We start from the raw sequence: 22435 nt of genomic DNA on the forward strand, positions 1-22435 counted from the left end.
TCCCCGTCGGACGACACACTGAGGACGATTCGTGCTTATTGCCGGGTTCCCCGCAGGGGCCTGGGGGACCAACTGCTACCTGGTCGCCCCGGCCGCAGGCGAGGAGTGCGTGATCATCGACCCGGGCCACCAGGCTGCCGAGGGAGTCGAGGAGACGCTCAGGAAGCATCGGCTCAAGCCCGTCGCCGTGGTGCTCACCCACGGCCACATCGACCACGTCGCCTCGGTCGTCCCGGTGTGCGGAGCCCATGACGTACCGGCGTGGATCCACCCCGCCGACCGGTACATGATGAGCGACCCGGAGAAGGCCTTCGGCCGCTCCATCGGGATGCCGCTCATGGGCGAGCTGACCGTGGGGGAGCCCGACGACGTCCACGAGCTGACCGACGGCGCCGCGCTGAAGCTGGCGGGTCTGGAGATGACCGTGCGGCATGCGCCCGGCCATACCAAGGGGTCGGTGACGTTCGGACTGCCCGAGGCCGCGGACATCCCGCCGGTCTTCTTCTCGGGCGATCTGCTCTTCGCCGGCTCCATCGGACGCACCGACCTGCCCGGCGGTGACATGGCCGAGATGCTCGACTCGCTGGCCCGCGTGTGCCTGCCGCTCGACGACTCGACCGTGGTGCTGTCCGGCCACGGCCCCCAGACGACCATCGGCCGTGAGCGCGCCGCCAACCCGTATCTGCGGGAGGTGGCCGCCGGCCAGGGAGACGGCGGCACCGCCGCTCCCCGACGAGGAATGTGACGAGACCTTCCGTGACGACCTTCCAGGCCCCCAAGGGCACGTACGACCTGATCCCGCCGGACTCCGCGAAGTACCTGGCGGTGCGCGAGGCCATCGCCGCGCCGCTGCGGAACTCCGGTTACGGCTACATCGAGACGCCCGGCTTCGAGAACGTGGAGCTGTTCGCGCGCGGCGTCGGCGAGTCCACCGACATCGTGACCAAGGAGATGTACGCCTTCGAGACCAAGGGCGGCGACAAGCTGGCCCTGCGGCCCGAGGGCACCGCGTCCGTGCTGCGCGCGGCGCTGGAGGCCAACCTCCACAAGTCCGGCAACCTGCCGGTGAAGCTGTGGTACTCGGGCTCGTACTATCGCTACGAGCGCCCCCAGAAGGGCCGCTACAGGCACTTCTCCCAGGTCGGCGCCGAGGCGATCGGCACCGAGGACCCGGCGCTCGACGCCGAGCTGATCATCCTCGCCGACCAGGCGTACCGCTCGCTGGGCCTCAGCGACTTCCGGATCCTGCTGAACTCGCTCGGGGACAAGGAGTGCCGTCCCGTCTACCGGGACGCTCTCCAGGGCTTCCTGCGCGGGCTCGACCTGGACGAGGACACCCGCCGCCGCGTCGACATCAACCCGCTGCGGGTGCTGGACGACAAGCGCGACTCGGTCCGGAAGCAGCTCGTGGGGGCGCCGCTGCTGCGCGACTACCTGTGTGACGCGTGCAAGACGTACCACGAGGAGGTCCGCGAGCTGCTGACGGCGGCCGGCGTGGCCTACGAGGACGACGAGAAGCTGGTGCGCGGGCTGGACTACTACACGCGCACCACGTTCGAGTTCGTCCACGACGGACTCGGCTCGCAGTCCGCGGTGGGCGGCGGAGGCCGCTACGACGGGCTGTCCGAGATGATCGGCGGCCCGGCGCTGCCGTCGGTCGGCTGGGCGCTCGGCGTGGACCGGACGGTCCTGGCACTGGAGGCCGAGGGCATCGAGCTCGAACTGCCCGCGTCCACCAGCGTGTTCGCGGTCCCGCTCGGCGAGGAGGCGCGCCGCGCGCTCTTCGGCGTCGTCACCGGGCTGCGCAGGGCAGGGGTCGCCGCCGACTTCTCGTACGGCGGCAAGGGCCTCAAGGGGGCCATGAAGAACGCCAACCGCAGCGGTGCCCGGTACGCGATCGTCGCCGGTGAGCGGGATCTCGCGGACGGGGTGGTGCAGCTCAAGGACATGGAGTCCGGCGAGCAGGCGCCGGTCGCCCTCGACTCGGTGGTGGAGGAGATCCGGGCGAAGCTCGTCTGACCGGGACAGGCGTCCGAAGGCCCGGCCCGCTGGGACGCCTGGGTCCGGGCCTGCGCGTTCCCGTCCCCGACGCGGGGCGGAGCCGGATCCTTATGCCCACCGAACGGTGGACAGGTACGTGAGTGCGGCAGAATGACCGTGCCAGAGCAGTGACCGAGCGATGGAAACGGCGATATGACGACTGCAGCGGTTGACGGCGTGTCCTCCGGCCGGGAAGCGGAGCGGGTGCGCGGCGCCGTCGGCGGCAGCCGTGCGTTCGCATGGCTGCTGGTGATCACCGGAGCGGCCGGGCTGCTCGCCGCGTGGATCATCACGATCGACAAGTTCAAGATCCTCGAGGCCAAGATCGCCGGGACGACGTTCACCCCCGGCTGCAGCCTGAACCCGATCGTCTCCTGCGGCAGCGTGATGGAGAGCGAGCAGGCCTCGGTGTTCGGGTTCCCCAACCCGATGCTCGGCCTCGTCACCTACGCGATCGTGATCGGCGTCGGCATGAGCCTCCTCGCCGGCGCCCGCTTCCGCCGCTGGTACTGGCTGACGTTCAACGCGGGCACGCTCTTCGGCGTCGCGTTCTGCACCTGGCTCCAGTACCAGTCGCTGTACAGCATCAACGCCCTGTGCCTCTGGTGCTGCCTGGCCTGGGTCGCGACGATCTTCATGTTCTGGTACGTGACCTCGCACAACATCCGCAACGGGCTGCTGCCCGCCCCGGACTGGGCGAAGCGCTTCCTCGCCGAGTTCACCTGGGTCCTGCCGGTGCTCCACACCGGTGTCATCGGCATGCTCGTCCTGACGCGCTGGTGGGACTTCTGGATCGGCTGAGCCGCAGCGCCGGACGGCCGGCGCACGGTCCGGGGTCCGGCCCGGAGGCACCCCGCCGGGACTGTCGGTCCCCTCGCTTAGGCTTCATCACGTGGAGCCCGATCTTTTCACCGCCGCCGCCGAGGAACGCCAGGAGAAGGACCCGTCGGCGAGCCCGCTGGCCGTCCGCATGCGTCCCCGCACTCTCGACGAGGTCGTGGGCCAGCAGCATCTGCTCAAGCCCGGGTCCCCGCTGCGCCGACTCGTGGGCGAGGGGTCCGGCGGGCCGGCGGGAGCCTCCTCGATGATCCTCTGGGGCCCGCCCGGCACGGGCAAGACGACCCTGGCGTACGTCGTCTCCAAGGCGACCAACAAGCGCTTCGTCGAGCTCTCCGCCATCACCGCCGGCGTCAAGGAGGTCCGGGCCGTCATCGACGGGGCCCGCCGCGCCGCGGGCGGATTCGGCAAGGAGACCGTCCTCTTCCTCGACGAGATCCACCGCTTCAGCAAGGCCCAGCAGGACTCCCTGCTCCCCGCCGTCGAGAACCGCTGGGTGACGCTGATCGCCGCCACGACCGAGAACCCGTACTTCTCGGTGATCTCCCCGCTGCTGTCCCGCTCCCTGCTGCTCACACTGGAGCCGCTCACCGACGACGACGTGCGCGGTCTGCTGCGCCGGGCCCTGACCGAGGAGCGCGGTCTCGACGGGGCCGTGACCCTGCCCGACGACTCCGAGGAGCATCTGCTGCGGATCGCCGGGGGAGACGCGAGACGCGCCCTGACCGCGCTGGAGGCCGCTGCGGGTGCCGCGCTCGCCAAGGGCGAGGCGGAGATCTTCCTCCGGACCGTGGAGGAGACGGTCGACCGGGCGGCGGTGAAGTACGACCGGGACGGCGACCAGCACTACGACGTGGCGAGCGCGCTCATCAAGTCCATCCGGGGCTCGGACGTGGACGCCGCGCTGCACTACCTGGCGCGGATGATCGAGGCCGGGGAGGATCCGCGCTTCATCGCCCGGCGGCTGATGATCTCGGCCAGTGAGGACATCGGGCTCGCCGATCCGACGGCGCTGCCGACCGCCGTCGCGGCCGCGCAGGCCGTGGCCATGATCGGTTTTCCGGAGGCGGCGCTCACCCTGAGCCACGCCACCATCGCGCTGGCCCTGGCGCCGAAGTCCAACGCCGCGACGACGGCGATAGGCGCCGCCCTGGCGGACGTGCGCAACGGGCTGGCAGGACCCGTCCCGCCCCATCTGCGGGACGGCCACTACAAGGGCGCGGCGAAGCTCGGCCACGCCCGGGGCTATGTGTATCCGCACGACGTCCCGGGCGCGATCGCCTCGCAGCAGTACGCGCCGGACGCCGTCCACGGCAGGCGCTACTACGAGCCGACGCGGTACGGAGCGGAGGCGCGCTACGCGGACGTGGTCGAGAAGGTCCGCGAGCGGCTGCGCGGCGAGACCCCGCCGGGCGCCTGATCCGGCGGCCCGGTGCGGCGTCCGGTCACCCCGCGGCCGCGGCGAAGAGGCTGTGCATCGCGTGCCGCAGCTCCCCGGTGTCCTTCACGGGCTCGGGGAAGTCGAAGCGCGCGTCGAACGCGCGGCCGTCCGCAGCGGTGCAGCGCAGCCGTAGCCCGAAGCGGTCGAGCGCCAGCGGCACCACGTCGATCCCCGCGGCATCCGCCTCCCCCGCGCGCTCGCCGAGAAGGCCCGCCAGCGCGCGTACCCGGTCGCCGTGCGCCGAGTGCAGATGCTGCAGCAGCTCCGCCTCGTGCCGTGCGACGGGGTCGGGCTCGGCCGCGCCGAGGTCCGCGGGCTCGACCCGGCACGCACCCCCCAGGTCGTCCACCGAGATCTCACCGGTCTCCAGCCGGACGAGCATCCAGGCGGGACGGTCCACCTCGGCGTACGCCGGGGAGTGCTCGGGGTGCCGCCCGGCGAGCAGCCGCCCGTACCGCGCACGCTCCTCGTTGCGCACGGCGGTGAGCCAGCCTGCCAGCCGGGCCCGGCCCCGGATCCGCTGCCGCACCGCGACGGGGGCGACATCGGTGATCTCCATCACGCAGGTCAGGTCGTCGTCCTGGGCGTAGGCGGCCGCCCGGGCCGTGGGAGAATCCCATGGCACAAGGAGAACGACGTCCCCCTCGGGCGTGACGGTGCGTGCGGCGGGTTCCCAGTACCCGGGACCGTGGTCGCGAGCACCCGGCAGCGTGAGGGATACTGAGGCGTTGTTCTCAACGAGGGTTCGTACGCGCTCGGCTTCGGTGGGCTGCCGGGCGCCTTCCCTGGGACGCGGCTGACCTTGTTCATCGTCGTCGCAAGCGGACACCGATTCCGTCGAGTCGTCCGAACTGCGATGCGCACTGGGCAGGGGGATCCCATGCGGTCGAGACATTACGTCCTCCTCGAATAAGGTAAGGCTCACCTAACTTACATGGAGGTAGGTTCCCCGTGAACCAGTCGCGACCCAAGGTCAAGAAGTCGCGTGCTCTCGGCATCGCCCTGACGCCGAAGGCCGTCAAGTACTTCGAGGCTCGCCCCTACCCGCCGGGTGAGCACGGCCGCGGCCGCAAGCAGAACTCGGACTACAAGGTCCGTCTGCTCGAGAAGCAGCGCCTTCGCGCGCAGTACGACGTCTCCGAGCGTCAGCTGGTCCGCGCCTACGAGCGCGCCAGCAAGGTGCAGGGCAAGACCGGTGAGGCCCTGATCATCGAGCTCGAGCGCCGTCTCGACGCCCTGGTGCTCCGCTCCGGCATCGCCCGGACGATCTACCAGGCCCGTCAGATGGTCGTCCACGGCCACATCGAGGTCAACGGCGGCAAGGTCGACAAGCCGTCCTTCCGTGTCCGCCCGGACGACGTCATCACGGTCCGCGAGCGCTCGCGCGACAAGCACCCGTTCCAGGTCGCCCGTGAGGGTGGCTACGCGCCCGACGGTGAGACCCCGCGTTACCTGCAGGTCAACCTCAAGGCGCTCGCCTTCCGCCTGGACCGGGAGCCGAACCGCAAGGAGATCCCGGTGATCTGCGACGAGCAGCTCGTCGTCGAGTACTACGCCCGCTGATCCAGCGGCGCAGTACCACCGGCCTTCGCGCCACGGCCCGCCGCCTCCCCGCCCTCACCGGTGGGGGAGCGGCGGGCTCTCGCGTTCCGCATTCCCGGCGCCGGGGATCACGGAGCGTGCGCGGAGGACGGCGGCCCGTAGAATCCCCGCAACTCCCGTTCTGCGGTCACTGATCCGTTACGGGGTCCGACCTCGGGCGCGATAGGGTCGGACGAAGACTTTCGAAGTGACCCTCGACAAGCAGAGAGCGGTGCAGCGTGACCGGTGGAGAGGTTGCCGGGATCCTGGTGGCCGTCTTCTGGGCGATCCTGGTCTCCTTCCTCGCCGTGGTGCTGGTGAGGCTGGCCCAGACGCTCAGGGCGACCACCAAGCTGATGGCGGAGGTGACCGAGCAGGCGGTGCCGCTGCTGGCCGACGCCTCGGCCACCGTCCGCTCCGCGCGGACCCAGCTCGACCGGGTCGACGCCATCGCCTCCGACGTCCAGGAGGTCACCTCGAACGCGTCGGCGCTCTCCACCACCGTCGCCTCGACGTTCGGCGGCCCGCTCGTGAAGGTCGCCGCGTTCGGTTACGGAGTGCGCCGCGCGATGAGCCGCAACAAGGACGGCGCGCCGCCCGCGCAGACCCGGCGCACGGTCGTCGTCGGCCGCACCGTACCGGCCGCGAGGCGCCGGAAGCAGAAGGACTGAGACCCGATGTTCCGTCGTGCGTTCTGGTTCACCGCCGGCGCCGCAGCCGGCGTGTGGGCCACCACCAAGGTCAACCGCAAGCTCAGGCAGTTGACCCCCGAGAGCCTTGCCGCCCAGGCGGCGAACAAGGCGATCGAGACCGGGCACCGGCTCAAGGACTTCGCCCTCGACGTCCGGGCCGGGATGGCCCAGCGCGAGGCCGAGCTCGGCGAGGCGCTGGGGATCGAGGGCCCCGTCGACCGGGGACTTCCCGCGCAGCGCCGCCGGGCCGCCCTGGAAAACCACAAGCACCACAAGAAGCACTACGAGATGCTTGACGAGAAGCGCTCGTACAACCGGAATGAGGACCACTGATGGAGTCGGCTGAAATCCGCCGCCGCTGGCTGAGCTTCTTCGAGGAGCGCGGGCACACCGTCGTGCCTTCGGCGTCGCTCATCGCGGACGACCCGACTCTGCTGCTGGTCAACGCGGGCATGGTCCCCTTCAAGCCGTACTTCCTGGGTGAGACCAAGCCGCCCGCCCCGCGCGCCACCAGCGTGCAGAAGTGCGTGCGCACCCCCGACATCGAAGAGGTCGGCAAGACCACCCGCCACGGCACGTTCTTCCAGATGTGCGGCAACTTCTCCTTCGGCGACTACTTCAAGGAAGGGGCCATCAAGTACGCCTGGGAATTGCTGACCTCACCCCAGGACAAGGGCGGTTACGGCCTCGAGCCCGAGAAGCTCTGGATCACGGTCTACCTCGACGACGACGAGGCCGAGCGTATCTGGCGCGAGGTCGTCGGCGTTCCCGCCGAGCGCATCCAGCGCCTGGGCAAGAAGGACAACTTCTGGTCCATGGGCGTCCCCGGACCGTGCGGCCCCTGCTCGGAGATCAACTACGACCGCGGCCCCGAGTTCGGCCCCGAGGGCGGCCCGGCCGTCAACGACGAGCGCTACGTGGAGATCTGGAACCTGGTCTTCATGCAGTACGAGCGCGGCGAGGGCTCCGGCAAGGAGGACTTCGAGATCGTCGGCGACCTGCCGAGCAAGAACATCGACACCGGTCTCGGCCTCGAACGTCTCGCCATGATCCTGCAGGGCGTTCAGAACATGTACGAGACGGACACCCTGCGCGTCGTCATCGACAAGGCGACGGAGCTCACCGGCGTCCGCTACGGCGACAGCCACGAGTCGGACGTCTCGCTCCGCGTGGTCGCCGACCACATCCGTACGTCCGTGATGCTCATCGGCGACGGCGTCACCCCCGGCAACGAGGGCCGTGGCTACGTCCTGCGCCGCATCATGCGCCGAGCCATCCGCAACATGCGGCTCCTCGGTGCCACCGGTCCCGTCGTCTCCGCGCTGGTCGACGTGGTCGTCAAGACCATGGGGCAGCAGTACCCGGAGCTGGAGACCGACCGCAAGCGGGTCGAGACCGTCGCGCTCGCCGAGGAGGCACGCTTCCTCAAGACGCTGAACGCCGGCACGAACGTGCTGGACGGCGCCGTCACCGAGGCCCGCAACGCGGGCACGACCGTCCTCTCCGGCGACAAGGCCTTCCTGCTCCACGACACCTGGGGCTTCCCGATCGACCTCACCCTCGAGATGGCCGCCGAGCAGGGCCTGTCCGTGGACGAGGACGGCTTCCGCCGCCTGATGAAGGAGCAGCGGGAGCGCGCCAAGGCCGACGCCAAGGCCAAGAAGACCGGCCATGCCGATCTGTCGTCGTACCGCGAGGTCGCCGACACCTCCGGCTCGACCGAGTTCACCGGCTACACGCACACGGAGGGCGAGTCGACCATCGTCGGCCTGCTTGTCGACGGCGTACCCTCGCCGGCCGCCTCGGAGGGCGACGAGGTCGAGGTCGTCCTCGACCGCACCCCCTTCTACGCCGAGGGCGGCGGCCAGCTCGCCGACCAGGGCCGGATCAAGCTCGGCACCGGCGCCGTCATCGAGGTCCGCGACGTACAGCAGCCGGTCCCTGGCGTCTCCGTGCACAAGGGTTCCGTACAGGTCGGTGAGGTGACCGTGGGTGCCTCCGCCTACGCCGCCATCGACGTCAGGCGCCGCCGGGCCATCGCCCGTGCCCACAGCGCCACCCACCTCACCCATCAGGCGCTGCGCGACGCCCTCGGCCCGACGGCGGCCCAGGCCGGCTCCGAGAACTCGCCGGGCCGCTTCCGCTTCGACTTCGGTTCGCCGGCCGCCGTCCCCGGCACGGTCCTGACCGACGTCGAGCAGAAGATCAACGAAGTGCTGGCCCGTGAACTGGACGTCCAGGCCGAGGTCATGAGCATCGACGAGGCCAAGAAGCAGGGCGCCATCGCCGAGTTCGGCGAGAAGTACGGTGAGCGGGTCCGCGTCGTCACCATCGGCGACTTCTCCAAGGAGCTGTGCGGTGGCACGCACGTGCACAACACCGCCCAGTTGGGTCTGGTGAAACTGCTCGGCGAGTCGTCGATCGGCTCCGGCGTGCGCCGTATCGAGGCTCTCGTCGGTGTCGACGCCTACAGCTTCCTGGCCAAGGAGCACACGGTCGTCGCCCAGCTCCAGGAGCTGGTCAAGGGTCGTCCGGAGGAGCTTCCGGAGAAGATCGCCACGATGCTCGGCAAGCTGAAGGACGCCGAGAAGGAGATCGAGAAGTTCCGCGCGGAGAAGGTCCTCCAGGCCGCCGCCGGTCTCGCCGAGAACGCCAAGGACGTCCGCGGAACCGCCCTGGTCACGGGCCAGGTCCCGGACGGCACGTCCGCCGACGACCTGCGCAAGCTGGTCCTCGACGTCCGCGGCCGGCTGCAGCAGCTGTCGGGGGCGGGCGACCGCCCGGCCGTCGTGGCGCTGTTCACCACGGCCAACGGACGTCCGCTGACCGTCATCGCCACCAACGAGGCCGCTCGTGAGCGCGGGCTCAAGGCCGGCGAGCTGGTCCGCGCCGCCGCCAAGAGCCTCGGCGGCGGCGGTGGCGGCAAGCCGGACGTCGCCCAGGGCGGCGGCCAGAACCCGGAGGCCGTCGGCGACGCCATCGACGCCGTCGAGCGCCTGGTCGCCGAGACGGCCTGATGCGCAGGGGACGCCGTCTCTCGATCGATGTCGGGGACGCCCGGATCGGGGTCGCCTCGTGCGACCCCGACGGGGTCCTCGCCACCCCGGTGGAGACCGTGCCGGGGCGGGACGTTCCGGCCGCCCACCGGCGGTTGAGGCAGCTGGTCGAGGAGTACGAGCCGATCGAGGTGGTCGTGGGCCTGCCGCGTTCGCTGAGCGGCGGCGAGGGCCCTGCGGCGGCCAAGGTCCGGGGCTTCGCCCAGGACCTCGCCCGGGGTGTCCATCCGGTTCCGGTGCGACTGGTCGACGAGAGGATGACCACAGTGACGGCCGGGCAGGGGCTTCGCGCTTCGGGCGTGAAGTCCAAAAAGGGCCGGTCTGTCATCGACCAGGTCGCGGCAGTTGTCATTCTTCAGAACGCTTTGGAGACCGAACGGACCTCGGGGGATCCCCCGGGCGAGGGCGTCGAAGTGGTCATCTGATCGCGATACGGTAACGTTCCGCGCGATGCGGTGGTGTTCGAACAACCGCCGCACAACGTAGAGGCGGAGCGTTCGGCGCTCGTCTCGCGGCTCTAGGGGATCGATGACTGAATATGGCCGGGGCCCCGGCTCCGAACCGTGGCACCCCGAGGATCCCCTGTACGGGGACCAGGGGTGGAGAGGACAGCAGGGCGGCGCCGGCCCCGCGTCCTACGGCGGCCAGCCGCAGCAGCCGTACCCGCAGCAGCCGCAGGACCAGGCCCACCAGGGGGAAGCCCACTACCAGACGGGTCATCAGCAGCAGTACGGTCAGCAGCAGTACGACACCGGACAATACGGCACCGGGCAGTACGACACGGGACAGTACGACACGGGACAGTACGACACGGGACAGTACGGGGCCGGGCAGTACGACACGGGACAGTACGCAACCCGGCAGTACGGCCGCCAGGACCACGCCGCCCAGCAGTACGACGGCAACTGGGGCACCGGTCAGCAGCCCGTGATGCCGTACGACCCGAACGCGGGCGCCGTCCCCTACGGCGCCGGCGCCGACCACTACGCCACCCCTGACGCCTACCCGCCGCCGCAACCTCCCGGCCACCGCACCGCTCCGCCGCCCCAGGGGCAGCAGCAACCGCCTGTGGACGACGACTGGGCGGCGGACGGGCAGGAGGAGGACCATCCCTTCTTCACGGGGGACGACCGCCGCGGCGACGACGATGACGACGAGCGGGGCGCGACGTCCGGCCGCGGCGGTGAGGGTCGCGGCCCGGCCAAGAAGAAAAAGAAGGGCCGCAACGGCTTCGCCTGCCTCTTCGTTGCCCTGGTCCTGGTCGGTGGTGCCGGTGGCGCCGTCTACGTCGGATACCAGTTCTGGCAGGGGCAGTTCGGTGAGGCTCCCGACTTCGACGGCCCAGGTACCGGAAGCGTGCAGGTCGAGATCGCCCTGGGCGCCAGCGGCACGGACATCGGCAACGCGCTCAAGAAGGCCGGCGTCGTGAAGAGCGTCGACGCCTTCGTCTCCGCGCAGAACGACAACCCCCGCGGCACCAGGATCCAGGACGGCGTCTACACCCTGAAGAAGGGGATGTCGGCGGAGGAAGCCGTCAAGGCGATGCTCGACCCGAACAACCGCAACGCCCTCAGCATCGCCGAGGGGGCGCGGAACGCCGCGATCTACGAGCTGATCGACAAACGACTCGAGCTCGATCCCGGCACCACGAGGTCCGTCGCCCTGAAGGAGGCGAAGAACCTCGGACTTCCCGTGTGGGCCCAGAACCACGAGAACGTCAAGGACCCGCTGGAAGGATTCCTCTACCCGGCCACGTATCCGGTCGCGCCGGGCTCCAAGCCGGAGACGATCCTCAAGGCCATGGTCGCCCGGGCCAACCAGGAGTACGGGAAGATCGATCTCGAGGCCAAGGCGAAGCAGCTCAAGCTGAAGAACGCCTGGGAACTGGTCACCGTGGCCAGCCTGGTGCAGGCCGAGGGCAAGAACGAGGACGACTACAAGAAGATGGCCGAGGTCATCTACAACCGCCTCAAGCCCACCAACACCGAGACCAACCAGCTGCTCCAGTTCGACTCGGCCTTCAACTACCTCAAGGGCCAGAGCAAGATCGACATCAGCGAGCGGGAGATCAACAGCAACCAGGACCCGTACAACACGTACACCCAGAAGGGGCTGCCGCCCGGGCCCATCGGCAACCCCGACCTGACGGCTCTCAACGCCTCGATCACGCCGACCTCGGACGGCTGGCTGTACTTCGTGGCGACCGATGGCAAGCACAAGACCGAATACGCCAGGACCCACGCGGACTTCGAGAAGCTGAAGGCCAAGTTCAATGACCAGCGCGGCACGAACTGACAGGCGCAGGGCCGCGGTCCTGGGCTCCCCCATCGCCCACTCGCTCTCCCCGGTACTCCACCGCGCCGCCTACGCGGCGCTCGGTCTGACCGGCTGGTCGTACGACCGCTTCGAGGTGACCGAGAGAGACCTGGCCGGCTTCCTGCAGGGACTGGACGCCAGCTGGGCCGGACTGTCGCTGACCATGCCGCTGAAGCGGGCCGTCATCCCGTTGCTCGACGGGGTCAGCGACACGGCCGCCGCCGTCGAGGCCGTCAACACGGTCGTCCTCACCGAGGACGGCCGGCGCACCGGCGACAACACCGACATCCCCGGCATGGTCGCCGCCCTGCGCGAGCGCGGCATCGAGAAGGTCGACCGCGCGGCCGTCCTGGGCGCCGGCGCGACCGCCTCCTCGGCGCTCGCCGCGCTCGGCCGGATCTGCACGGGGCCGGTCACCGCCTATGTGCGCAGCAGGGCCCGGGCCGACGAGATGCGCGGCTGGGGCGAGCGGCTCGGCGTCGAGGTGCACACCGCCGACTGGGCGGAGGCGGCACACGCCTTCGACGCTCCGCTGGTCGTCGCCACCACTCCTGCCGGGGCTACGGACACCCTGGTCCCGTACGTCCCGGAACGTCCCGGCACCCTCTTCGACGTGCTCTACGATCCGTGGCCGACACCGCTCGCGGCGGCGTGGGACGAGCGGGACGGCTCCGTCGTCGGCGGCCTCGACCTGCTGGTGCACCAGGCCGTCTTCCAGGTCGAGCAGATGACCGGGCGCTCGCCGGCACCGCTGGCCGCGATGCGGGCAGCCGGCGAGGAGGCCCTCGCCGGGCGCTGATCACGGGGCTCTCCACGGCGCCGGATCAGCCGGGTCCCGTCCCGTCCGGCCGTCCGACTGCTGGACCACCGGCCGGGCCCGCGTCCCGGACGTGGGAGGATCGGGGTAGGCGGGCCCGGGCCGCGCCGCTCCCGGCCACCACTGGGCGGGGGTGTCTCCAGCCGCTGGAGGAGTGCCCCGAGGCCGCGCTGTCGCAGTTCCAGGCGCGAGCATGAGGAGCACCGTTGAGCAGGTTGCGTTGGCTGACGGCGGGGGAGTCGCACGGACCCGCACTGGTGGCGACGCTGGAGGGTCTTCCCGCCGGTGTCCCGGTCACCACGGAGATGGTGGCGGACCACCTGGCACGGCGGCGCCTGGGTTATGGCCGCGGTGCGCGGATGAAGTTCGAGCGGGACGAGGTCACCTTCCTCGGCGGGGTGCGCCACGGGCTCACCCTCGGCTCGCCGGTCGCGGTCATGGTGGGCAACACCGAGTGGCCGAAGTGGGAGAAGGTGATGGCGGCCGACCCGGTCGATCCGGACGAACTCGCCGCGCTGGCCCGCAACGCGCCGCTGACCCGGCCCCGGCCCGGTCACGCCGACCTCGCCGGGATGCAGAAGTACGGGTTCGACGAGGCGCGGCCGGTCCTGGAGCGGGCGAGTGCCCGGGAGACCGCGGCCCGTGTCGCCCTGGGCGCCGTGGCTCGTTCCTACCTCAGGGAGACCGCGAGTATCGAGATCGTTTCGCACGTGATCGAGCTGGCCGCCGCCAGAGCCCCCCACGGGGTCTACCCCACCCCGGCCGACGTGGAGAGGCTTGACGCCGATCCGGTGCGCTGTCTGGACGCCGAGGCGTCGAAGGCGATGGTCGCGGAGATCGACCAGGCGCACAAGGACGGCGACACCCTGGGTGGGGTGGTGGAGGTGCTGGCCTACGGCGTCCCCGTCGGGCTGGGTTCGCACGTTCATTGGGACCGGCGGCTCGACGCCCGCCTCGCGTCCGCGCTGATGGGCATCCAGGCCATCAAGGGCGTCGAGGTCGGCGACGGCTTCGAGTTGGCGCGGGTGCCCGGTTCCCGGGCCCACGACGAGATCGTCTCCACCGAGGACGGTATCCGCCGTGCCTCCGGTCGCTCCGGTGGGACCGAGGGCGGTCTGAGCACGGGCGAGCTGCTGCGGGTCCGGGCGGCGATGAAGCCGATCGCGACCGTGCCGCGTGCGCTCGGGACCGTCGACGTCAGCACCGGTGAGACCGCGGCGGCGCACCACCAGCGTTCCGATGTGTGCGCGGTGCCGGCGGCGGGCATCGTCGCCGAGGCGATGGTGGCGCTGGTGCTCGCGGATGCCGTCGCGGAGAAGTTCGGCGGGGACAGTGTTCCCGAGACCCGCCGCAACGTGCGCTCGTACCTCGAGAACCTGGCCATCCGGTGAGCGACCCGCAGGACACCGGGACCCCGCGGCCGGACAACCCGGCACCCGGCGGACCGAGGGTCGTACTGATCGGGCCGATGGGCGTCGGCAAGTCCACGGTCGGCGCCCTGCTGGCGCAGCGTCTCGGCACCGGCTACCGCGACACCGACGCCGACATCGTGGCGGCCGAGGGCCGGGAGATCTCGGACATCTTCATCGAGGACGGCGAGCCGCACTTCCGTGAGCTGGAGCGCGCGGCGGTCCGCACCGCAGTCGCCGAGCACACGGGCGTGCTCGCCCTCGGCGGCGGCGCGATCCTCGACCGGGGCATCCGCGAACTGCTTGCCGGGCTCCCCGTCGCCTATCTCTCCATGGACGTCGAGGAGGCGGTGCGGCGCGTCGGGCTGAACGCCGCCCGCCCGCTGCTCGCCGTCAACCCGCGCCGCCAGTGGCGTGAGCTGATGGAGGCCCGCAGGCACCTCTACACCGAAGCCGCCCGGGTGGTCGTCGCCACCGACGGCCGTACGCCCGAAGAGGTCGCCCAGGCGGTCCTCGACGCACTCGAATGGAAGGACGCATGACCGAGCAGGCAGTCACCCGCATCCAGGTCGCAGGCACCGCGGGCACCGACCCGTACGAAGTGCTCGTCGGCCGCCGGCTGCTGGGCGAGCTCCCGGGACTGATCGGGCCCAGGGCCAAGCGCGTCGCCGTCATCCACCCCGAGGCACTGGCCGAGACCGGTGACACCGTCCGCCAGGACCTCGCCGACCAGGGCTACGAGGCCGTGGCCATCCAGGTGCCCAACGCCGAGGAGGCCAAGACCGTCGAGGTCGCGGCGTACTGCTGGAAGGCCCTCGGCCAGACCGGTTTCACCCGCACCGACGTCATCGTCGGCGTCGGTGGCGGAGCCACGACCGACCTCGCCGGATTCGTGGCCGCGAGCTGGCTGCGCGGAGTGCGCTGGATCGCCGTGCCGACGACGGTGCTCGCCATGGTGGACGCCGCCGTGGGAGGCAAGACCGGGATCAACACCGCCGAGGGAAAGAACCTCGTGGGCGCCTTCCACCCGCCCGCCGGGGTGATCTGCGACCTCGGTGCGCTGGACTCCCTGCCCGTCCACGACTACGTCAGCGGCCTGGCCGAGATCATCAAGGCCGGCTTCATCGCGGACCCGGTCATCCTCGACCTGATCGAGGCGGACCCGGAGAGCGCCCGCACGCCCGCCGGACAGCACACCGCGGAGCTGGTCGAGCGCTCGATCCGGGTCAAGGCGGACGTCGTATCCAGTGACCTCAAGGAGTCCGGTCTGCGGGAGATCCTCAACTACGGTCACACGCTGGCTCACGCCATCGAGAAGAACGAGCGGTACAAGTGGCGGCACGGCGCCGCTGTCTCCGTCGGCATGGTCTTCGCCGCCGAACTCGGCCGCCTCGCCGGACGGCTCGACGACGCGACCGCCGACCGGCACCGGACCGTGCTGGAGTCGGTCGGCCTGCCACTCAGCTACCGCGGTGACCAGTGGCCCAGGCTGCTGGAGACCATGAAGGTCGACAAGAAGTCCCGCGGCGACCTGCTGCGCTTCATCGTGCTCGACGGCCTCGCCAAGCCCACCGTGCTGGAGGGCCCGGACCCGGCCGTGCTGCTCGCCGCGTTCGGCGAGGTGTCCGGGTGAGCCGCCGGGTCCTCGTCCTGAACGGCCCGAACCTCGGGCGCCTCGGCTCCCGGGAGCCGGACGTGTACGGCTCCACCTCGTACGCGGGGCTGGTCGACGCGTGTCGGACGCTGGGCAAGGAGCTCGGCTTCGAGGTCGACGTCCGGGAGACCAACGACGAGGGCGAGATGATCCGCTGGCTGCACGAGGCCGCCGACGGCTCGATCCCCGTCGTCGTCAACCCCGGTGCGTTCACGCACTACTCGTACGGCATGCGTGACGCGGCCGCCCAGCGGACCGCCCCGCTGATCGAGGTGCACATCTCGAACCCGTACGCACGCGAGGAGTTCCGCCACACTTCGGTGATCGCGGCGGTCGCCTCCGGAACCGTCGCCGGCTTCGGGATCGGTTCGTACCGGCTGGCCCTGCGCGCGCTGGCCGAGGAACTCGACGGCTGAACCCGCCGGCCCCGGGCACGTCGTACCCGCCCCGGCCGTTCCCACAGCAGCGGCCGGGGGCGGTACCGTTCGGTGCGGACGGGTCAACTCCCGTCCGACCAGCGTGAAGTCGTACGAGACGGAGTGGCGCCGGATGCAGCACGCAGTGGGAGCTCCGCTGCCTCCCCACGGGCCGGGACACGTCCCGGGACCCATACCCGGGCACCGCCCGGCGGCCGGATGGGAACACCAGTCCCAGAGCCCTCCGCCGCCCCAGAGCCCTCCGCCGCCGCAGGGGCCGCCCGCCCCGGGCTGGAGCGACCCGGCGCACCAGGCCGCCGCGCCGGGCACCACGGGACACGTCGCGCTCCCGCCGGGCGGACCGGTTCCGGTCCCCTCACCGCCCGCCGACAACGGCACCGGCAGCGCCACGCTCGCGGTCCTGCTGATCGGCCCGGCGGGCGCGGGCAAGACGACCGTCGCCCGGCACTGGGCACAGCGCCGCCGGGTCCCCACCGCGCACATCAGCCTCGACGACGTCCGCGAATGGGTCTGCTCCGGCTTCGCCGACCCCCAGACCGGCTGGAACGAACAGTCGGAGGCCCAGTACCGCCTGGCACGCCGGACCTGCGGCTTCGCCGCCCGCAACTTCCTGGCCAACGGCATCTCGTGCATCCTTGACGACGCCGTCTTCCCCGACCGCCCCGTCGTCGGACTCGGTGGCTGGAAGCGCCACGTCGGACCCGGACTCCTGCCCGTGGTGCTCCTGCCCGGTCTGGAGGTCGTCCTGGAACGCAACGCCGAGCGCAGCGGCAACCGCCGTCTCTCGGACGAGGAGGTCGCCGGCATCCACGGCCGCATGGCCGGCTGGTACGGCTCCGGTCTCCCCATCATCGACAACTCCCAGTGCGATGTGCAGACGACCGCGCGCATCCTGGACGACGTGCTGGCCCGGGCGCTGACGAGCCCACCGGCCTGGTAGGCGCGTGGTCGTGCGCCGTCGGTGCCGCTCGGGTGCGCCCTTCGCGGTGGCGGGGACGGTCCGGGCCGCGGACGCGGCGCGGGTCCGGGCGTTCGCGCGTGACACGGCGACGCCCGTATCCGCCGCGCTCAGCGGGAGCGCAGGAGGGCGGTCGAGCACACCGTCGTCGGGAACGAGTCCGGAGCGTGCCGGACGCACGACCCCGCGAACCGGCACCGTCCCGTCCCGGCGCCTGCGCCGCGGCGTCCCGCCGTCCACCTGCTCCGCAGGGTCCCGTACCGCCGCCTGCTCCGCGCCGCAGCGGACCGCGGCCGCAGGGGAGGCGCACCGGCGGACCCCGCACGGACGCTCTCAACCGGCCGGATCCGCTCCGCGCTCTTAGGCTCGTCACATGTCCGAGGTGTTCGCTGTCCGCCGCAGCCGGCTGCGCGACCGGTGTGTCGCGACCGGGAGCGCCGCGGCGCTGATCTCCCGGCCCGCCAACGTCCGTTACCTCGCGGGCGGTGCTCCGCCCGGCGCCGTCCTGCTCCTGGGGCCCGCAGGGGAGTCCGCGGACGAACTGCTGTGCCCCACCGCGCCCACCGGAGACCCGGTGGACGGGCGCCTGGACGAGCAGCTGCGGCTGACCGTCCTGCCGGTCCACGGACACGATCCCGCCGTCGCCGCCGCGGAGACCGCGGCCGGCTCCGGCGCGGACGGGCTCGCCGTCGAGGAGAACCACCTCACCGTCGCCCGCCACCGCGCCCTCGGCGCGGTCGCGCCGGGTCTGCGGCTGACGGATCTGGACGGTGCCGTCGAACAGCAGCGGATGGTGAAGGACGAGGACGAGATCGCCTGTCTGCGGATCGCGGCCGAGATCACCGACCAGGCCCTCGGCGAACTGCTGGAGTCCATCCTGGTCGGCCGCACCGAGCGCCATCTCGCCCTCGAGCTCGAACGCCGGCTCGTCGACCACGGCGCCGACGGCCCCGCCTTCCCCACCTCGGTCGCCACCGGTCCGAACGCCGGACGCCGCCGGCACCGGCCCTCGGACCGGCGCGTCGAAGAGGGTGATTTCCTCTCCGTCTGCCTCGGCGCCAACTACCGCGGCTACCGCTGCGAGATCGGCCGTACGTTCGTCATCGGCACCTCTCCCGCGGACTGGCAGATCGACCTGTACGACCTCGTCTTCGCCGCTCAGCGGGCCGGACGAGAGGCGCTCCTGCCCGGTGCCGGCTACCGGGACGTCGACCGCGCGGCCCGCCACCTCCTCTACTCGGCGGGCTACGGTGAGCGACTCGCGCCGCTCACCGGCCACGGTGTAGGACTGGAAATCGACGAGGACCCGCAGCTGGCACCTGCGGCCATGGGTAAACTGGACGCTTGTGTGCCGGTCACCGTCGAACCGGGGGTCCACCTCCCGGGCCGGGGCGGAGTCCGGATCGATGACACGCTCGTCGTGCGCCAGGAGGCGGACGGCGGACCCGAGCTACTCACCATCACGACCAAGGAGCTGCTCGCGCTGTAGCCCCGCTCGCAGCGCGCACCTTCGCTTCTCCCCGGTCGTCCACCAGCGTCAGTCCAGGAGATTCCGCAACCGTGGCCACCACGAACGACCTCAAGAACGGCATGGTGCTCAAGCTCGACAACGACCAGCTCTGGTCCGTCGTCGAGTTCCAGCACGTCAAGCCCGGCAAGGGCCCGGCCTTCGTGCGCACCAAGCTCAAGAACGTGCTCTCCGGCAAGATCGTCGACAAGACCTTCAACGCCGGTGTGAAGGTCGAGACGGCCACCGTCGACCGCCGCGACATGCAGTTCTCGTACATGGACGGCGAGTACTTCGTGTTCATGGACATGCAGACGTACGACCAGCTGCACGTCGCCCGCAGCGCCGTCGGGGACGCCGCCAACTTCCTCATCGAAGGCTTCACCGCCACCGTCGCCACGCACGAGGGCGAGGTGCTCTACGTCGAGCTGCCGGCCGCCGTCGAGCTCGTCATCCAGGAGACCGAGCCGGGCGTCCAGGGAGACCGCTCCACGGGCGGTACCAAGCCCGCCACCCTGGAGACCGGTTACACCATCCAGGTCCCGCTCTTCATCACCACCGGTGAGAAGATCAAGGTCGACACCCGTTCCGGCGACTACCTCGGCCGGGTGAACAGCTAACCGTGGCTGCCCGCAACAAGGCCCGCAAGCGTGCTTTCCAGATCCTCTTCGAGGCCGACCAGCGCGGTGCCTCCGTGCAGGAGGTCCTCGCGGACTGGATCCGGCACTCGCGGTCCGACGACCGTCAGCCGCCGGTCAACGAGTACACGATGGAGCTGGTCGAGGGGTACGCGGAGCACGCGCACCGGATCGACGAGCTGATCGCCACGCACGCGGTCGGCTGGACGCTCGACCGGATGCCCGTCGTGGACCGCAACATCCTGCGGCTCGGCGCGTACGAGCTGGTCTGGGTGGACGGCACCCCGGACGCCGTGGTGATCGACGAGGCGGTGCAGCTCGCCAAGGAGTTCTCCACGGACGAGTCGCCGTCCTTCGTGAACGGCCTGCTGGGGCGTTTCAAGGACCTGAAGCCGACCCTGCGCGACGCCTAGGCCCTGCTGGAGCCGGGCCCGAGCCACCGAAGGCCCGCAGCACCTTGGTGCTGCGGGCCTTCGGTGTTCCCGGGCGTCGTGAGGCGGCCGTCCACGAAGACGCAGCCGAGCCGCGGGCCCCGGAGAACGGGCTCCGGGCAGTCGCTCGCCGTGGTGTCGGCCCGAGGGAAGCGCGGAGGGCGGTCCCGGCGGCACGGGCATCGGACAGAACACCGCCGGGCCGTGGGAGGTAGCCCCTCCCACGGCCCGGCGGCAACGTTTCTGCTGTTGCGGCGTCAGCCCTCCTCGTGGGCGACAGCGCGACGCGCGTCGGCGTCCAGCACGCCCCAGCTGATCAACTGCTCGGTGAGTACCGACGGCGACTGGTCGTAGATGACGGCGAGCGTGCGCAGGTCGTCCTGGCGGATCGAGAGCACCTTGCCGTTGTAGTCCCCGCGCTGGCTCTGGATCGTCGCCGCATAACGCTGCAGCGGTCCGGCCTTCTCGGCGGGGACGTGGGCAAGACGCTCGAGATCGAGAACGAGCTTCGGCGGCGGCTCGGCGGCACCGCCCGGCGTGGTGCCGGGAAGGAGCTCCTGCACCGGAACACCGTAGAAGTCCGCCAGCTCGGCCAGGCGCTGAACCGTCACGGCGCGGTCCCCGCGCTCGTACGACCCGACGACGACGGCCTTCCAGCGGCCCTGGGACTTCTCCTCCACCCCGTGGAGCGAGAGCCCCTGCTGGGTACGGATGGCGCGGAGCTTGGCCCCGAGCTGTTTTGCGTATTCGCTGGACATATAGCTCCCCGGACGCTGTATCACGTGCGGCTCGGCCGCGCGGTTGGTCACTCACTGTGAAGGTTACGCAGCGTTACTTGGCTGCGTCAAGCCGAATGGTCCGTACGCCCCTCCCGAGGGGGTGGTCGGGGCCTCCCGCAGACCCTGGTAGCGTGGACGGCGCAAAATCCGACGTCCTTTAAGGTCCGTCCCGTGAGGCGGAGAAGGAGGTCCGTTTCGTATGGACGCACACGCTTCCGATGCCGCGCGCCCCGTTCTCGAGGGCCCCGACATCGCGCGGGTACTGACCCGCATCGCCCACGAGATCGTCGAGCGCGCCAAGGGCGCCGACGACGTGGTGCTCCTCGGCATCCCGACCCGCGGCGTCTTCCTGGCCGACCGGCTCGCCGCCAAGCTCGCCGGGATCACCGGCCGCACCATCCCCGTCGGCTCGCTCGACATCACCATGTACCGCGACGACCTGCGGCTCCGTCCCGCCCGTGCGCTCGCGCGCACGGAGATCCCGGCCGACGGCATCGACGGCCGGCTGGTCGTCCTCGTCGACGACGTGCTCTTCTCCGGCCGCACCATCCGCGCCGCACTCGACGCGCTGAACGACATCGGCCGTCCGCGCGCCGTCCAGCTCGCGGTCCTCGTGGACCGGGGCCACCGCGAGCTGCCCATCCGCGCCGACTACGTCGGCAAGAACCTCCCGACGTCGCTGCGGGAGACGGTCAAGGTCCAGCTCTCCGAGGAGGACGGTCGCGACACCGTGCTCCTGGGCGTGCGGGAGACCGCCGGGGCCGGCGAGCAGTAGCAGCCGGTCCGGCCCCCGTCCCGCCCCACGGGCAGCGCTCGCGCGCCCGCATGCCCGCACATCTCCACACCCTGGAGCACACCCAGATGAAGCGTCACCTCATCTCGGCCGCCGACCTCACCCGTGACGACGCCGTCCTGATCCTCGACACCGCCGAGGAGATGGCCCGGGTCGCCGACCGGCCGATCAAGAAGCTGCCCACCCTGCGCGGCCGGACCGTCGTCAACCTCTTCTTCGAGGACTCGACCAGGACCCGGATCTCCTTCGAGGCGGCCGAGAAGCGGCTGTCCGCGGACGTCATCAACTTCGCCGCGAAGGGCTCGTCCGTCTCCAAGGGCGAGTCGCTCAAGGACACCGCCCAGACCCTGGAGGCGATGGGTGTCGACGCCGTCGTCATCCGGCACGGCGCCTCCGGAGCCCCCTACCGGCTCGCGACCTCCGGCTGGATCGACGCCGCGGTCATCAACGCCGGTGACGGCACCCACCAGCACCCCACCCAGGCGCTGCTCGACGCGTTCACCATGCGCCGCCGCCTCGTGGGGCGGGAGGCCGGGCTCGGGCAGGACCTCTCGGGCAGGCGGATCACGATCGTCGGCGACATCCTGCACAGCCGCGTCGCCCGGTCCAACGTGGACCTGCTGCACACTCTCGGCGCGGAGGTCACCCTGGTCGCGCCGCCGACCCTGCTGCCCGTCGGCGTCGGGCACTGGCCCTGCGAGGTCTCCTACGACCTGGACAGCACGCTGCCGAAGAGCGACGCGGTGATGATGCTGCGGGTGCAGCGCGAGCGCATGAACGCGGCCTTCTTCCCGACCGAGCGCGAGTACTCGCGGCGCTACGGACTCGACGGGGACCGCATGGCGCGGATGCCCGAGCACGCCATCGTGATGCACCCCGGCCCCATGGTCCGAGGCATGGAGATCACGGCCGAGGTCGCCGACTCCGACCGCTGCACCGCCGTCGAACAGGTCGCCAACGGCGTGCACACCCGGATGGCCGTCCTCTACCTGCTTCTCGGCGGCAACGAGCCCGCCGTCACCCACGCCCGTACCGAGGAGACGAAGTAA

23 protein-coding genes are annotated in these 22435 nt (G+C 71.0%); 21 read left to right on the top strand and 2 right to left on the bottom strand.

Annotation, left to right across the window (positions count from 1 at the left end):
* Window positions 1-31: 31 nt before the first annotated feature.
* The 4 genes from QMZ92_RS15240 (at window position 32) to QMZ92_RS15255 (ending at window position 4297) form a co-directional block, all read left to right on the top strand.
* Entirely contained in the window at window positions 32-745 is a 714-nt protein-coding gene (locus QMZ92_RS15240) for an MBL fold metallo-hydrolase (protein ID WP_283297916.1), read from the top strand.
* Between the two features lie 11 nt (window positions 746-756).
* On the top strand, window positions 757-2019 hold the full coding sequence (hisS, locus tag QMZ92_RS15245; protein WP_283297917.1) for a histidine--tRNA ligase: 1263 nt from the start codon (window positions 757-759) through the stop codon (window positions 2017-2019).
* 174 nt (window positions 2020-2193) lie between these two features.
* Window positions 2194-2841: a vitamin K epoxide reductase family protein gene (locus QMZ92_RS15250; protein WP_283297918.1), complete on the top strand. Its 648-nt coding sequence runs from the start codon at window positions 2194-2196 to the stop codon at window positions 2839-2841.
* Between the two features lie 91 nt (window positions 2842-2932).
* Window positions 2933-4297, top strand: a complete 1365-nt coding sequence (locus QMZ92_RS15255) for a replication-associated recombination protein A (RefSeq protein WP_283297919.1) — start codon at window positions 2933-2935, stop codon at window positions 4295-4297.
* A 25-nt stretch (window positions 4298-4322) separates the two neighbouring features.
* On the opposite strand, the gene QMZ92_RS15260 is transcribed toward QMZ92_RS15255, so the two are convergent.
* Window positions 4323-4943 (bottom strand): DUF2470 domain-containing protein, encoded by a 621-nt coding sequence (locus QMZ92_RS15260; protein WP_349307729.1) that lies wholly within the window; start codon window positions 4941-4943, stop codon window positions 4323-4325.
* 326 nt (window positions 4944-5269) lie between these two features.
* Here QMZ92_RS15260 and rpsD point away from each other — a divergent pair, with 326 nt between their 5' ends.
* The 15 genes from rpsD to nusB all read left to right on the top strand — a co-directional run bounded on the left by rpsD (window position 5270) and on the right by nusB (window position 19796).
* Window positions 5270-5881 carry a 30S ribosomal protein S4 gene (gene rpsD / locus QMZ92_RS15265; protein WP_269731425.1) on the top strand — a complete coding sequence of 204 codons (612 nt, stop codon included), beginning with the start codon at window positions 5270-5272 and terminating at the stop codon, window positions 5879-5881.
* 257 nt (window positions 5882-6138) lie between these two features.
* Window positions 6139-6570, top strand: a complete 432-nt coding sequence (locus tag QMZ92_RS15270; protein WP_283297921.1) for a DUF948 domain-containing protein — start codon at window positions 6139-6141, stop codon at window positions 6568-6570.
* 6 nt (window positions 6571-6576) lie between these two features.
* Window positions 6577-6924 carry a DUF6167 family protein gene (locus QMZ92_RS15275; RefSeq protein ID WP_283297925.1) on the top strand — a complete coding sequence of 116 codons (348 nt, stop codon included), beginning with the start codon at window positions 6577-6579 and terminating at the stop codon, window positions 6922-6924.
* Complete coding sequence (alaS, locus tag QMZ92_RS15280) at window positions 6924-9608, top strand: alanine--tRNA ligase (RefSeq protein ID WP_283297926.1); 2685 nt, start codon at window positions 6924-6926, stop codon at window positions 9606-9608. Before QMZ92_RS15275 ends, alaS begins: the two co-directional genes overlap by 1 nt.
* Window positions 9608-10072 (top strand): Holliday junction resolvase RuvX, encoded by a 465-nt coding sequence (gene ruvX, locus QMZ92_RS15285; protein ID WP_283297927.1) that lies wholly within the window; start codon window positions 9608-9610, stop codon window positions 10070-10072. The genes alaS and ruvX overlap by 1 nt, the downstream gene beginning before the upstream one ends.
* A gap of 103 nt (window positions 10073-10175) precedes the next feature.
* Window positions 10176-11942, top strand: coding sequence for an endolytic transglycosylase MltG (mltG, locus tag QMZ92_RS15290; protein ID WP_283297928.1), 1767 nt, complete (start codon window positions 10176-10178; stop codon window positions 11940-11942).
* Window positions 11920-12762 carry a shikimate dehydrogenase gene (locus tag QMZ92_RS15295; protein ID WP_283297930.1) on the top strand — a complete coding sequence of 281 codons (843 nt, stop codon included), beginning with the start codon at window positions 11920-11922 and terminating at the stop codon, window positions 12760-12762. Before mltG ends, QMZ92_RS15295 begins: the two co-directional genes overlap by 23 nt.
* 224 nt (window positions 12763-12986) lie before the next feature.
* The gene (gene aroC, locus QMZ92_RS15300; RefSeq protein ID WP_283297931.1) at window positions 12987-14171 is read left to right on the top strand and encodes a chorismate synthase; all 1185 of its coding nucleotides are present in this window, start codon (window positions 12987-12989) and stop codon (window positions 14169-14171) included.
* 77 nt (window positions 14172-14248) lie between these two features.
* Entirely contained in the window at window positions 14249-14731 is a 483-nt protein-coding gene (locus tag QMZ92_RS15305) for a shikimate kinase (RefSeq protein ID WP_283298014.1), read from the top strand.
* Window positions 14728-15822, top strand: a complete 1095-nt coding sequence (gene aroB, locus QMZ92_RS15310; RefSeq protein ID WP_283297932.1) for a 3-dehydroquinate synthase — start codon at window positions 14728-14730, stop codon at window positions 15820-15822. Before QMZ92_RS15305 ends, aroB begins: the two co-directional genes overlap by 4 nt.
* Window positions 15819-16259, top strand: a complete 441-nt coding sequence (gene aroQ / locus QMZ92_RS15315) for a type II 3-dehydroquinate dehydratase (protein ID WP_138056329.1) — start codon at window positions 15819-15821, stop codon at window positions 16257-16259. Before aroB ends, aroQ begins: the two co-directional genes overlap by 4 nt.
* A 133-nt stretch (window positions 16260-16392) precedes the next feature.
* Window positions 16393-17220 carry an AAA family ATPase gene (locus QMZ92_RS15320; protein WP_283297933.1) on the top strand — a complete coding sequence of 276 codons (828 nt, stop codon included), beginning with the start codon at window positions 16393-16395 and terminating at the stop codon, window positions 17218-17220.
* Between the two features lie 391 nt (window positions 17221-17611).
* Entirely contained in the window at window positions 17612-18727 is a 1116-nt protein-coding gene (locus tag QMZ92_RS15325) for an aminopeptidase P family protein (protein ID WP_283297934.1), read from the top strand.
* Between the two features lie 71 nt (window positions 18728-18798).
* Complete coding sequence (efp, locus tag QMZ92_RS15330) at window positions 18799-19365, top strand: elongation factor P (protein WP_283297935.1); 567 nt, start codon at window positions 18799-18801, stop codon at window positions 19363-19365.
* Between the two features lie 2 nt (window positions 19366-19367).
* The gene (gene nusB, locus QMZ92_RS15335) at window positions 19368-19796 is read left to right on the top strand and encodes a transcription antitermination factor NusB (RefSeq protein ID WP_283297936.1); all 429 of its coding nucleotides are present in this window, start codon (window positions 19368-19370) and stop codon (window positions 19794-19796) included.
* Window positions 19797-20071: 275 nt separating this feature from the next.
* On the opposite strand, the gene bldD is transcribed toward nusB, so the two are convergent.
* Complete coding sequence (bldD, locus tag QMZ92_RS15340; RefSeq protein WP_017945577.1) at window positions 20072-20572, bottom strand: transcriptional regulator BldD; 501 nt, start codon at window positions 20570-20572, stop codon at window positions 20072-20074.
* Window positions 20573-20792: 220 nt separating this feature from the next.
* Here bldD and pyrR point away from each other — a divergent pair, with 220 nt between their 5' ends.
* Together pyrR and QMZ92_RS15350 are read left to right on the top strand one after the other, a co-directional pair.
* Window positions 20793-21368, top strand: a complete 576-nt coding sequence (gene pyrR, locus QMZ92_RS15345) for a bifunctional pyr operon transcriptional regulator/uracil phosphoribosyltransferase PyrR (protein ID WP_283297937.1) — start codon at window positions 20793-20795, stop codon at window positions 21366-21368.
* An 86-nt stretch (window positions 21369-21454) separates the two neighbouring features.
* A complete protein-coding gene (locus QMZ92_RS15350; protein WP_138057862.1) occupies window positions 21455-22435 on the top strand; it encodes an aspartate carbamoyltransferase catalytic subunit in 981 nt (326 codons plus the stop codon).

The organism is Streptomyces sp. HNM0645 (assembly GCF_030056615.1).
In the GTDB taxonomy this organism is placed as follows: domain Bacteria; phylum Actinomycetota; class Actinomycetes; order Streptomycetales; family Streptomycetaceae; genus Streptomyces; species Streptomyces marianii.

What these genes read in the sequence shown, in the direction of transcription:
- QMZ92_RS15250 (WP_283297918.1), top strand. Translation starts at nt 2,194, where the DNA reads ATGACGACTGCAGCGGTTGACGGCGTGTCCTCCGGCCGGGAAGCGGAG.
- QMZ92_RS15275 (WP_283297925.1), top strand. Translation starts at nt 6,577, where the DNA reads ATGTTCCGTCGTGCGTTCTGGTTCACCGCCGGCGCCGCAGCCGGCGTG.
- alaS (WP_283297926.1), top strand. Translation starts at nt 6,924, where the DNA reads ATGGAGTCGGCTGAAATCCGCCGCCGCTGGCTGAGCTTCTTCGAGGAG.
- ruvX (WP_283297927.1), top strand. Translation starts at nt 9,608, where the DNA reads ATGCGCAGGGGACGCCGTCTCTCGATCGATGTCGGGGACGCCCGGATC.
- mltG (WP_283297928.1), top strand. Translation starts at nt 10,176, where the DNA reads ATGACTGAATATGGCCGGGGCCCCGGCTCCGAACCGTGGCACCCCGAG.
- QMZ92_RS15295 (WP_283297930.1), top strand. Translation starts at nt 11,920, where the DNA reads ATGACCAGCGCGGCACGAACTGACAGGCGCAGGGCCGCGGTCCTGGGC.
- QMZ92_RS15305 (WP_283298014.1), top strand. Translation starts at nt 14,249, where the DNA reads ATGGGCGTCGGCAAGTCCACGGTCGGCGCCCTGCTGGCGCAGCGTCTC.
- aroB (WP_283297932.1), top strand. Translation starts at nt 14,728, where the DNA reads ATGACCGAGCAGGCAGTCACCCGCATCCAGGTCGCAGGCACCGCGGGC.
- QMZ92_RS15320 (WP_283297933.1), top strand. Translation starts at nt 16,393, where the DNA reads ATGCAGCACGCAGTGGGAGCTCCGCTGCCTCCCCACGGGCCGGGACAC.
- QMZ92_RS15325 (WP_283297934.1), top strand. Translation starts at nt 17,612, where the DNA reads ATGTCCGAGGTGTTCGCTGTCCGCCGCAGCCGGCTGCGCGACCGGTGT.
- bldD (WP_017945577.1), bottom strand. Translation starts at nt 20,572, where the DNA reads ATGTCCAGCGAATACGCAAAACAGCTCGGGGCCAAGCTCCGCGCCATC.
- pyrR (WP_283297937.1), top strand. Translation starts at nt 20,793, where the DNA reads ATGGACGCACACGCTTCCGATGCCGCGCGCCCCGTTCTCGAGGGCCCC.
- QMZ92_RS15350 (WP_138057862.1), top strand. Translation starts at nt 21,455, where the DNA reads ATGAAGCGTCACCTCATCTCGGCCGCCGACCTCACCCGTGACGACGCC.